We start from the raw sequence: 12451 nt of genomic DNA, 5'->3' as shown, positions 1-12451 counted from the left end.
GTTCATGGCTGTTACTAAGTTTCAGGGGTTTGCCGGACTCACTTTACGTGGCGACCTGACGGGAGATGCCGATGCGCCCCCTGTGCTGCTGTTGCATGGGGCGGCACAAAGTCGCTTGTACTGGGAAGGCGCCGCTGCAGCTCTTGTGCAGGCTGGTCGCCAGGTCCTGAACCTCGACTTGCGCGGACATGGACAAAGCGATTGGTCTCAAGACGGTCGCTACGATATCGACGCATTCGTGGCGGATTTGCGCGCAGTCCTCGCCCAGATGTCTGCCCGTCCGGTCATCGTTGCAACGTCTCTAAGCGGCTGGGTGGCGACGCTCGCCTTGGGCGAAGACGGTGGCCAGCTTGCATCCGGCCTCGTGCTCGTCAACGCGCCACCTGAACTCGACGAAGCTGCGGGCAAGGTCATTGTCGATGCCATGCAGCGGCGTGTAGCAAAAATGGTGCAGAAGCCCGATTGGGATGTCCGTGTCATGACAGCCATCGACCCGGCGGACGTGACGCCTCGGTTAAATCAAGCTGCGGGCAAGCTGGCTCTCCCGGTCTTGTTCGTGCGCGGCGCAGAGAATGCGGTGATCGATCAGGGCTCTGCCGAAGCGTTCGTGCGCTGCATAGCCAATGCCGAATATGTCGAAATCGAACGCGACGATTCTGGCGTGCCTACCGAACAGTCCGACGCGTTCAACGCCGTCCTGCTGGACTTCATCGAGCGTCGAGCGCCGCGTACGCCAGGCGAATATCGCGCCGGATCGGACCCGCGCACCCTACGCGACGCACTGGGATGTTTTGCAACAGGGATCACCATCGTTACTGCTATGGGTGTCGATGGCCAGCCGATCGGCCTTACCGCCAACTCGTTCACTTCGGTATCGCTCGACCCGCCGCTGCTGCTCGTATGTATCGCCCGAAGCGCGGGAAGTGCGGCGGCGCTTGAAGCGGCAGGTCATTTTGCGGTTAATGTGCTTCAGATCGGCCAGCAGCCCGCCTCCAACAAATTTGCCAGCCGGGTTGGCGATCGGTTTGCCGACACCCCGTGGAAGACCGGCAGTACGGGCGTCCCTATCCTGACTGGCTCGTTAGGCATTTTCGAGTGTTCTCGACATGCTGTGCACGATGGAGGTGACCATCTTATCCTGGTGGGACGCGTCGTTAGCGCAACCTTCGAGCCCAGTCGGGACCCGCTGCTTTATTTCAGAGGTAAGTACCGTCGGCTTCATTTCGCGTGATTGGGCCGACGTTTGACTGCAGAACCCTACAAGTTTGGCACAATCTTCGCGATGGTACAGTTTGAGGACAATCTATGACCTACATCGTTCATACCCGAGTTGATCTGAAATTTGGTCAAAATGCAGGCTTCAATAAAGTGCTCGAACATTTGAAACTGTTTTTGAGCAAACATGGTTGGACCCTGATTTATGGGTTGCAGCCTGTCATCGGCAAGTTGACCGAGGTTGTCCATATTTGGGAGGTGGAGACCTTGGACGCCGTGCCGGAAGGGCTTGCCGCTGTCTTTTCCGATCCTGTTCTTGGCGAGCAGCTGGCACTGCTGCCCGATTTTATGAACACTGAAACGCTGCAGGTCATGGTCAAGACGCCCTACAGCCCTTGATCGTCTGGAGTGCGCGCGAAGACAATTGCGTTTGCAAGGCAGGGTACGACCGGCGCGTTCGTGGTGGTTACAATAGAAAATAACGAAGGGTGAGTCGTTGACTCGTGGACGCGCCATTTTTAGCGCGTCGACGGAAAAGCCCCCCCCTTTTAGGTCAACAGGAGTATTTATGGTTGCGTCTACGGATCGTAATGCTTGGCGCCTGCAGAGCGTGGGTCCCACCTCGTGGGGTGATCGCCTGGTTACGGGCAGCAAGGACAAATATTTCATCGTCAGTGCGGACAGCCATGCGAATGAGCCGCTCGACTTTCTCACATCGCGAGTCACCGATCCGCAATATAAGGATCGTCTTCCTCATGTGAAGGTTGATGCCGATGGTGTGCAGTGGCTTCACACCGACGGCTGGGCTCCTCAACGCGTTAGCGTGCCTTCGAACCGTCGTGACCTGCTGCCTGAGCAGGAATCGTTCGAGAGCTTCGAAGTGCTGGCACCATATACCGATCGCATGGAAGATCAGGATGTGCTTCGCAGTGCGTCCGGGCGCAGCGTGGCGCAGCGTCTTGAGCATAATGCGGGTGAAGGCGTCGACGCCGAGGTCGTGTTTCCGCAAAAGGGCATCCTTGGCTTTGCGACGCCAGACCCGGTTTTCGCGGGCGTTATGACCCGCGCGTGGAACCGCTGGGCCCTCGATACCTTCAAGGATGAATTCCATCGCATTATGCCGATGGCGCTCATCGCTGCCGGCGACGTTGAGAATGCGATAAAGGAAGTTCAGTGGGCCGCCAGCAACGGTTTTCACGGCTTCATGGTCTCGAACCGCCCGATCTTCACCACGCTTGATCAACCGCGCAGCCGTGTCGAATATAACGACAAGATGTTTGAGCCGCTCTGGGCTGCAATCGAAGAAACCGGGCTTCCGCTGGTTTTCCACGTTGGTAATGGCGAAGATCCGCGCGCTGTTGGCGGCAAGGGCGGCGCGATCATCAATTTCCATGCTGCCATGGGTTCGGGTATCGACCCGCTGGTGACGTTGATTGCCTCGGGCGTGTTCGAGCGTTTCCCGAACCTGCGTGCGGGCGTGATTGAAGCGGGCACTGGTTGGGTTCCCTGGGTACTCAATTCGATGGATCACTCCTATCGCGCGCACCACATGTGGGTGCGGCCCGTGATACCTGAGCTTCCAAGCCACTATTTCCGCAAAAACTGCTTCGTCTCGTCGCTCGAGCACCCCGGCATGCTCGAAATCCTGATGAACATGGGCCTTGAAGACAATATTCTCTGGTCCAGCGACTATCCGCATCACGAGGGGTCCTATCCTCACTCAAAGCTCAGCATCGAGCGTGAGATGCAGGGGCTGACGGACACCCAGCGGGCGAAGGTCCTTGGTGAGAATGCAGTACGGCTCTTCAAGATTGACAAGAGCAAATTTGCCTAAATCAAACAGGCGCGGAAGGTAACTTCCGCGCCTGTGTTGCCTCCCGCGCATACATGCAAATTTTATCTGCATGTCTTCTGATAGTCGCTGCCATTATCCTGATTGAGCCGGGGAACCGGCTACACATTAGTGGGCAGTTGCTGAACCGCTGATGGAGAATTGATTTGGGTCTGCTGGATGGAAAGATTGCGATCGTGCTTGGTGCATCCCAGCGCGGTGGCTCAGGCTGGACGGTGGCAGAAACGCTTGCCGCCGAAGGTGCGCATGTGTTTGTCGCAGCGCGGCGGCTTGAAAAGGTTCAGGAACTGGCGGACGAGATTGGCGGGACTGCCCTGCGATGCGACGCGAGCAACGAGCAGGAAGTGGCAGATTTCGTGGCCGCGGCAGCAGCGATGACGGGACATATTGATGTTGTGGTTGCAGCCGTGGGGCTCGGATCGATGGGCTCGATCGATGAGACCTCTCAGGCAATGCTGAACGAAGCGATGGCCGTCAACTTCTACGGCCCTTTTCAGTTCGTGCGATATGCGGCGCGGCATATGAAGGAAGGCGGCTCGGTCACCCTCTTTTCCAGCATCGCGTCGACCGATGTCCTGCCGGGCAGCGTTGCCTATTCGGTTGCGAAGGGAGCGCTCAACACGTTCACCCGTTACGCTGCCGTCGAATATGCGCCGCGCGGCATTCGCGTGAATGCGCTCAAGGCGGGAATGCTCGAAGGACCGCAGGCGCGCCGCTGGCGCAAGTCCAGCATGTTCGACACTTTCCTGAAGGAAATCCCGCTTGGTGCACCGGTCGAACCCGCTGAACTCGGACGCATGATTGTCTGGCTGGCGACCGATGCACGCTCGATCACAGGCGAGACAATCCATGTCGACGGCGGTAGCCATCTACGACGTCAACCCTTCCCGGATGAAATGGCGGGGGAAGGGTTGGCGTCCATGGGTCGCCGCCGTTCGGAGGATGTCCATTGAAGGTTATCGAACTAGCGAAACCGGCGACCATCGAGTCGCTGCGGCTGGTCGAACGTGATGTTCCCAGGCCGGGCATAGGTGAGGTTCTGATAAAGGTAAGCGCCAGTTCGCTTAATTTTCACGACTATCTTGTGGTGACCGGTGTTCTGCCTGCGGCGGAGGGCAGGGTGCCATTGTCCGACGGCGTGGGAGAGGTGATAGAAACCGGCGAGGGCGTTAGCCGGGTCAGCACCGGCGACCGCGTGATGGGATGCTTCTTTCCGAACTGGTTAGACGGGCCCGCCACAACCGAAAAGACCGCCCAGATGCGCGGCGATCACGTAGATGGCTTTGCCGCGGAGTATGTCGTGGTCAGCGCCGAAGGGATAACGCTTGTTCCTGCCGGGTTGACCGATGTCGAGGCAGCGACCCTGCCGTGCGCGGCGGTGACGGCATGGCGCGCTCTGTTCGTGGAGGCGGCGACCAAGCCAGGAGATACGGTGGTCGTTCAGGGCACCGGCGGAGTTTCCATTTTTGTATTGCAGTTTGCCCGCATGGCTGGCGCAAATGTGATCGCGCTTTCATCGACGCCGGAAAAGCTGGAGCGGCTGAAGTCTCTTGGGGCTTCCCATGTCGTGAATTATGCCGAGCAGCCGGAGTGGGGATCGGCCGTGCTGGCATTGACAGGGGGACGCGGTGCCGATCTCGTGACTGAGGTTGTGGGCGGCGATCTCACGCAAACGCTCAAGGCACAGAAGTTCGGTGGCCAAACTTCTTTGATCGGTGCCCTCAGCCGCAAGCCAATCAGCTATGCCTCGATGTTCGCAATTGTCGGCAATCGTTCGGTGACGGGCATGACCGTTGGCTGTCGCTCCGACCAGGAGAACATGACAAAGGCGATTGCCGCCAACGGTTTGTGTCCGGTGGTCGATCGTGTCTTTTCTTTCCAAGAGATCGTTGAGGCATTCCGCTATCAGGAAGCCAAGTCTCATTTCGGCAAGATTGGACTGTCCTGGTGACACGCGGCGGTGTTCACGGAAAGTTTCTTCGAGCAATGGTGGCCGCCGATGAGGCGATCGGCGCTGTCCCGCTGGATAGGCTCGTTTTCTTGCTGAACTTCGGACCCGTGGAGCAAGAGCAGCAGGTAACTTGGCAGCAAGCGCCGAGCGCCGGCAAGTAGCGAGAGTGGGTTCGGGCATTCGAAGAAGGCACCGGGTCGGAAACAAGGCCTGCCTTAGACATGAAAGAGGATCAATGACTGAGCGTTACGATGTGATCGTGGTGGGATCGGGCGGAGCCGGGCTAATGGCAGCGCTGCGCGCTAAGGATCACGGACTGAGCGTCCTGATCGTTGAGAAAGCGAGCAAATATGGGGGGACCACGGCCACTTCCGGCGGCGTGATCTGGCTTCCTCATCATGGTATTTCAGGAGATGACACGCGCGAAGAGTCGCTCAAATATCTGACGTTCGTATCGGAGGGTCCGGTGCGACGCGAACGGATCGAAGCGCTGGTAGATGGGAGCCAACCCCTCCTTGATTACTTCCGGTCGCTGAATATTCCTTTCAACGTCATGCCTTGGTCGGATTATTTTCCCGAGGCACCCGGCGCACGCAGTGATCGGTCGATCGTCTTTCCGATGTATGACGGGAAACGCCTTGGCTCATATTTTATGCAGATGCGCGAGCAGTTCACCCGTTTCAAGCTGCTGAACCGCTACACTATGGACTTTGCCGAGGCGGGCGTGATTTCCGTGCGTGGCAAAGGCTGGCTAGTCAAACTGGCAAAGGTACTGGGTCGCTACTGGCTGGATGTCGGCACGCGCCTCAAGACGCGCCGGGATCGCAATTTGTCGCTTGGCGGCGCACTTGTCGCGCCTCTTGTCGAACGGCTGATCGACCGGAAGGTCGAAATCAGGCTCGATACAAGCGTCGAAGAACTGATCACCAGCGATGGCAAGGTCGTCGGCGTGAGCGTGAGCAGGTTTGGTCGGCGTTATGACATCGCGGCTAGCCAGGCAGTTATCGTATGCGCGGGCGGTTTTGAATGGAGCCAGGAACTGCGTGACAAATTCCTGACTGTTCCGGGGTCAACCCGTTGGTCATGTACGCCACCGAATGCGAACGACGGGCGGGTGCTCAAGGCAGGCCTTGCTATCGGCGCAGCGACCGAGTTTACCGAGACAGGCTGGATGGTTCCCACGATGTTCATGCCGATCAAGGGCGTGTCGAATTTCGAGGAAATCCATCAGGCGGTATTCGATGTCGGACGCCCTCATGGCTTTCTCGTCAATCGTAACGGCGATCGTTTCGCGAACGAGGCTGCGGGATATGATCGGCTTGGCAACGCCATGCTGAGCGATCAGTTGAAGACCGGGGCCAACGCACCCTGCTGGTTGATCTTCGACGCCACCTTCCGCCAGAAATTCACCGCAGGCGGGTTTATGCCCACCGCGATCATGCCCGACCGTGCCATCCCGCCTGACTGGTGGGATCACTATATCTTCAAGGCAGATAGCGTCACCGCGCTTGCTGCAAAGATCGACGTCGATGCAGCGAGGCTCAACCGGGCCGTCGCGAATATGAATGAATATGCCCGGACAGGCGTGGATGTCGAATTTGGTCGTGGCAATGACGAATATGATCGGACGTTTGGCGATCCGTCGGTGAAGCCCAATCCTTGCCTTGGCCCAATCGACAAGGCTCCGTTCTACGCCGTGTCGATCAACATGGGCGATCTGGGAACCAAGGGAGGGCTGAAGGCCGACTCCTCGGGCAGGGTGCTGGATGAGCAGGATCGTCCGATTCCGGGACTCTATGCGGCTGGCAACGCGTCTGGCAGCCCATTCGGCAACTGCTATCCGGGTGCCGGCGCGACGATCGGCCCGGCCATGGTTTATGGCTTCATCGCCGCAAACGACATCGCTGCGCGCGCGGCAACCCCAGAGCTTGGCCACAATAGCGATATGCCGCCCCAGCCGTAGATTTGATCAAGGGTTTGCCGATTGGGTTGCTCATTTATTGATCTGACTGTTGCGCGAGACAAAGCCATTTTGAGGAAGAGGAAGTAAAGTGAACCGTAAACAATGGCGCGATCAGGTGGTTGAAGCGGCAATCGAGCCGGAGCTCCCAATCGTCGATTCGCATCACCATTTGTGGACGCCAAGCCCTTTTCCGGCTTGGGAGACGTACGGTCCAGTTGAACTCATAGACGACGTGGCAAATTCCGGCCACAATATCGTCGCCACGATTTATACCGACTCTCATTACAATTATCGTGATCATGGCCCCGAACACCTGCGCTTGGTCGGCGAAACGGAATATGCCGAGGAGGTACGGCTCGAGGGACTTCGGATCGGCGGCAAGGCGGCTGGTATCTGCGCTGCCATCAGCGGGCACGCTGACCTGCTGCAGGGCGAAAAGGTCGGCGAAGTCCTGGACGCTCACATCGCCGCCTCACCGGTTTTTCGTGGCATTCGCTATATGACCGCCTTTGATAGCGCACTTCCCCCGGTATATGGGGCAACCGAGCCTGAGATCATGGCCCGGCCAGAATTCCGAAAGGGATTTGCAGAACTTGTCCGCCGTGATCTCACGTTCGACGCGTGGATGTTCTTTCCGCAGCTTCCCGAACTTGTCGAACTGGCGCAGGAATTTCCCGAAGCCAGGATCGTCCTTGATCACACAGGTGGCTGCATTGGCGTCGGCCCTTATGCTGAGCGCCGGGATGAGAGTTTCGCCCAATGGAAAGCGAACATGGGCGCGCTTGCCGCAATGCCAAACGTCTCGGTAAAGCTCGGAGCGTTGAACATGGCGTTGACCGGGATGGTGCCGGTCGACGACGAAAAGCCATTCACCTCCGAACAGACTGCTTTGCGGCAGCGAGATCACATCTTGACGACAATCGACCTGTTCGGGTCGGAACGATGTATGTTCGAAAGCAACTTCCCAGTGGACATGCACTATATATCGTACACGGTCCTATGGAATGCGTTCAAAACTATCACCCATGATCTCTCCGCGCAGGAACGAACGAACCTGTTTAGCGAGACCGCCAAGCGGGTCTATCAAATCGCCGATTGAAGAATGGCGGGACGGGCAAGAGCCACCGATCCAGTGGCAATGAATCGGATCGGCGATCATCGTGGATTTTGAGGGCGCGATCGTGCGCATTCCCCTTGGAGCCTCGCCTGGGTTGCTACAGCGCTGTTTGTGAGCGCGCAGCCGATCAGCTTCGCTATCGAAGAGCCATGCCGATGGGCGCATGGGTTCTGATCAATGCGCGTTGACATGACAGACGTCTCGACAATGGCGATGCCTTCATTACTCGATCTTTTGAAGTGAATAGACTTGTCTACAAGTGAAGTGAAGTCCGGCCCTGCCTGCTAACATCTTTGCGCATCTGGTTTGACGTTCTGAGCAGCGTTATAATGATAATGAGAGAAAGGTCCGAAATTTGCAGGAGATTTGGCCCGTATCCCGATCAATGACATCCGCAAATGCAAATGTTTCAAAGGCGTGGCGGAGGAAGGTGGCGTGATGGGGCGCAGTACTATCTGCGGCATGGGTCGGAGAAAAGTGCCAAGCTGAAGGACCCAAACCACGAGATGAGGTTTCAACGAGTGGCAGGCGCACTCGATCAAGCTTATTCTTAACGCAAAGAATTTGAACCGCAGAGGCGGCATAACAAAGGATTGGAGATGAATATGAGCGAGCGCGTTATCTTTACCGGGGCCAGGTTGTTCGACGGTACGGGCTCGGTTCAGGATGGTATGACGGTGGTGGTGCAAGCCGACCGTATTGTCGATGTTTGCGAGGATGGAGGCGGGCCGCGCGACGGTCGGGTCATTCCGTTGGCAGGCAAGACCCTCATGCCCGGCATGACGGTTGGTCATTGGCATGGCGAGTATGTAAGCATCGGCCCGCCACTTTTCTACGCAGGCCGCAGCGGTACGTTTCTCGGCACAGAGAAGCCACCGGCTATTCTGGCCTTGCAGGCGGCGGCGGCATTGCGGACGGCTCTCACATCCGGCGTCACGCGGGTCGTGTCGGCTGCGGCCGCGCACGACGTTGATGCGCAGCTTCAGGCGGCGCTCGATCAAGGGTTGATCGACGGTGCGCGCATCACCCCGTGCAGCCGCCACATCGTTACCACCGGCGACGGCGAGGATCGCGGCTTGTGGTGGCAGCATGAGGAAAAGTACATCAACGGCATACGCCGTTTGGGTGCCAACGTTTTCGTGGATGGCGCGGACCAGGTAGCGAAAGCGGTGCGTCAGGAAATTCTTCGCGGTGCCGAAATAATTAAGCTCCTTCCTTCGGGTGGACATGGGTTCCACTATAACGAGGATGGCCGTAATCTCAGCCACGCCGAGTTGCGTGCAGCGATCGAAACCGCGCACGATCGCGGTGTGCGCGTGCGTGCACATGCAACTGGCAAAGCCATGATCATGGAGTGCCTCGATCTTGGCCTCGATATCGTCGATCATGGTGACTTCCTCGACGAGGAAGTGATCGACCGGATGGCAAAGCAGGGCACCTTCTTTGTGCCAAGCCTAGCATTCTCGAAAATGATGACTGGTTTTGCTACGGATGAACCAAGCCCGACGATCGATCCCATCATGACGGCATGGGCAAACATGAAGATCATGCTGCCCAAAGCCAATGCCGCTGGCGTTAAGCTGGTCCCTGGCGATGACTATGGCTCTCTGGGCATGGAGCATGAAGTGGGCATCTACGGAACCGAGCTGGAGATCTATGTGAAGGAATTCGGCATTCCGGCCGCCGACGTTCTGTGCTGGGCAACCAGGAACGGGGCGGAACTGGCGCTCGAAGGTGACGAGACCGGCACGATCGAGGTCGGCAAGCGCGCAGACCTGATCGTGGTGAACGGTGACCCGGTTGCCGACATTTCGGTCCTGACCGACCCGTTACGCAATCTCGACGTTGTGATGACGGGCGGCAGGTTCTTCAAGGACCGCCTGGACGGTAGCACCGAGCGAGCTGCTGTCCGTGGGTTGATGGTGCACCGGGGGTCGATCGAAATGGCGGCAGAATAACTGGATGGTAGCGCGAAGTAGGGTGTTACGATTAATGATGAGGTTGAAGCACCCTATCCGCTTGAGGCCAGTTTTATCGTTATGGTCGCGTCCACAGTCGTCGCAGACGATCAGGGGCGTGTGTTGGCCCAATTCGTCGGCACGCCACCCAGCGATTGGATTTGCAGCCAGTTCTGCTCCCGCATGCGCGGACAGGAGTGCCATCGCTGATTGAGGCAGAAGACCATGAGTGACGCAAAAGGAGTGATATCCACAGCGAAGCCTGTGCCGGATTGCGCAATCATTCCGACGCCAATGGACAGCGGCCAGAATGCCGGCAACGATGCTGGTGTTTTGCGAAAGGAAACAGATGAGGACGATGAAGCCAACGCTTTTGCTTCGACCGATTCTCCTGCCGCATATCCGCCTCCCAATTTCATCTTTTGCACCGAATGGCTCAGGCCTGCCGGCTTTCTGAATGCCGTTATTTGAGGTTGGAGCGCTGCTGTTCTGGGTGCAACTCGGCCTAGCTGCGCGCGCACATGGACAGGCGGTCATGCGCAATTTTCGCAGCGCGACAATTCGTCGGACATCCAAGGATAAGACCGCTGCTCCACGACTTGCTATGCTTGCAGTATACGGCGCTCGCGCAGTGCGCATTCAACCGACAGGCCTTGGTCCGTCGGCTTGCCATTGCTCTGCGAGATGTGCCGTCAAAGTTGGGCCTCCCGTTCCTTAGGACTGCCGGTAAGCGCCAAGTTGAATTTTGGAGAATGTGATGACGGTGAACTACACCTTGGGCGATCCTGACACCCCGCTTCACGCTTTGCAGCGTGCAGTCCACGACAAGCCTGACGGGATTTTCGCGGATCTTTCCGGAGAGAAGTTCACCTTCCGGGAATTGGATCGCGCCTCGACCCGGCTTGCTCATTCGCTCGCGGATCTGGGTGTGGTAAAGGGCCAAACGGTTGTCAGCCTGTTGGAAACCCATCTCGACGTTTTTACCATCTGGTTCGCGGTCAACAAGATCGGTGCGATCTGGGTTCCGCTGAACCTGTCGTATCGGCATGAATTCCTGCGTCACCAGGTCAACGACTCTGCCGCCAAGATCGTCATTTGCGATAATAAGTATCTGGAATATATATCGGAGATCGCCCCAGGTCTCAATGATGTGGAGCTGGTGCTATGCCGTGACTGGGTCGATGAAACGATCGAGGGGCTTCGTGTCGAGCCGTTCGACAGGTTTCGCGGGACCGACGAAACCGACATCCCTATCTCGGTGGTGCCAGGCGACCTCGCGCTTCTTGTCTACACGTCCGGGACAACTGGCCCGTCAAAGGGCTGCATGCTCAGCCATAACCTGTTCTGTATGCTGGGGCGGCAGCACATTGATGCGGTGCCGCAGGGGCCCAACGACCGGACCTGGACCTGCCTTCCGCTGTTTCACATGTCGGCACTCAACGTTGTTATGGGCGGGCTTCTAGCCCAGACCGGTGTTGCACTGGCAGCGCGCTTCTCTCTTTCGAACTTCTGGAAGGAGATCGAACTCACACGTCCAACCAGTGCCATCCTCATGGCGTCCATTTTCCCGCTCGTGGCGAAAGCGCCCGATAGCGAGGAAATGAAGCGGTGTTATGGGCAACTTCAAGTGGTTCAGGGCGTTCCAATCTCTCCGGAGGTCAAGCGTATCTGGATGGAGCGCTTTGGCGTCAAGAGCATGAGCACGTTCCAATATGGCCAGACCGAAGGCTGCCGCCTGTCGACCTACAATATCGGTGACCCCGAACCGCCCGAGGGTTCGGCGGGACGCATCGCCAGCCAGTTTGAAGTCATGATCTTCGACGATGAAGACAGGCCGTTGGCGGACGGCCAGATCGGCGAGATCGTGTACCGTCCGCGTGAGCCGCATGTGATGTTCGAGGGTTATTGGCGACGTCCAGAGGAAACCCTTAAAGTGTGGCGCAATATGTGGATGCACACGGGCGACCTCGGCAAGTTGGAAGGGCCCTACCTCTACTTCTGCGACCGCAAGAAGGATTATCTGCGCAGCCGAGGGGAGAACATCTCCAGTTTCGAGGTGGAAAGCACGTTCATCAGCCACCCCGATGTCCTCGAGGTTGCAGTTCATGCCGTTGGCATGAAAGCTGCCGACGACGAGGTCAAGATCACCGCGGTGATGCGCGAAAACTGCGGGACAACTGAAGAGGATCTGTGCCGCTGGTCGATTGATAATCTTCCGCATTTTGCCGTTCCGCGATATGTCGAATTCCGTTCGGAACTGCCCAAGAACCCAACCGGCAAAATCTTGAAGTACAGCCTGCGCGACGAAGGTGTCACCGCTCAGACCTGGGACCGTGAGAGTGCAGGAATCCAAGTCAGACGCCGCTGACGATGCCAGGCGCTTAATCATGACCGA

General features: G+C 57.7%; 10 protein-coding genes. All 10 read left to right on the top strand.

Annotation, left to right across the window (positions count from 1 at the left end):
- The first annotated feature begins 4 nt into the window (after window positions 1–4).
- The 10 genes from ACODSR_RS02820 (at window position 5) to ACODSR_RS02775 (ending at window position 12424) form a co-directional block, all read left to right on the top strand.
- Window positions 5–1231, top strand: coding sequence for an alpha/beta fold hydrolase (locus ACODSR_RS02820; protein ID WP_489073550.1), 1227 nt, complete (start codon window positions 5–7; stop codon window positions 1229–1231).
- Window positions 1232–1305: 74 nt separating this feature from the next.
- Entirely contained in the window at window positions 1306–1614 is a 309-nt protein-coding gene (locus ACODSR_RS02815; RefSeq protein WP_489073548.1) for an NIPSNAP family protein, read from the top strand.
- A gap of 169 nt (window positions 1615–1783) precedes the next feature.
- Entirely contained in the window at window positions 1784–3049 is a 1266-nt protein-coding gene (locus ACODSR_RS02810) for an amidohydrolase family protein (protein ID WP_489073546.1), read from the top strand.
- Window positions 3050–3213: 164 nt separating this feature from the next.
- Complete coding sequence (locus tag ACODSR_RS02805; protein ID WP_489073544.1) at window positions 3214–4020, top strand: SDR family NAD(P)-dependent oxidoreductase; 807 nt, start codon at window positions 3214–3216, stop codon at window positions 4018–4020.
- The gene (locus tag ACODSR_RS02800) at window positions 4017–5018 is read left to right on the top strand and encodes a zinc-dependent alcohol dehydrogenase family protein (RefSeq protein WP_489073542.1); all 1002 of its coding nucleotides are present in this window, start codon (window positions 4017–4019) and stop codon (window positions 5016–5018) included. The genes ACODSR_RS02805 and ACODSR_RS02800 overlap by 4 nt, the downstream gene beginning before the upstream one ends.
- Before the next feature lie 235 nt (window positions 5019–5253).
- Window positions 5254–6981, top strand: coding sequence for an FAD-dependent oxidoreductase (locus ACODSR_RS02795; protein ID WP_489073658.1), 1728 nt, complete (start codon window positions 5254–5256; stop codon window positions 6979–6981).
- 88 nt (window positions 6982–7069) lie between these two features.
- Window positions 7070–8080 (top strand): amidohydrolase family protein, encoded by a 1011-nt coding sequence (locus ACODSR_RS02790; RefSeq protein ID WP_489073540.1) that lies wholly within the window; start codon window positions 7070–7072, stop codon window positions 8078–8080.
- A 623-nt stretch (window positions 8081–8703) separates the two neighbouring features.
- Window positions 8704–10056: an amidohydrolase family protein gene (locus tag ACODSR_RS02785; RefSeq protein WP_489073538.1), complete on the top strand. Its 1353-nt coding sequence runs from the start codon at window positions 8704–8706 to the stop codon at window positions 10054–10056.
- Between the two features lie 225 nt (window positions 10057–10281).
- The gene (locus ACODSR_RS02780) at window positions 10282–10527 is read left to right on the top strand and encodes a hypothetical protein (protein ID WP_489073536.1); all 246 of its coding nucleotides are present in this window, start codon (window positions 10282–10284) and stop codon (window positions 10525–10527) included.
- A gap of 286 nt (window positions 10528–10813) precedes the next feature.
- The gene (locus ACODSR_RS02775) at window positions 10814–12424 is read left to right on the top strand and encodes an AMP-binding protein (protein ID WP_489073534.1); all 1611 of its coding nucleotides are present in this window, start codon (window positions 10814–10816) and stop codon (window positions 12422–12424) included.
- Window positions 12425–12451: the final 27 nt, after the last annotated feature.

The sequence above is a fragment of the Sphingobium sp. FG125 genome (genome assembly GCF_057809795.1).
This window is presented reverse-complemented; position numbering and strand designations above follow the sequence as displayed.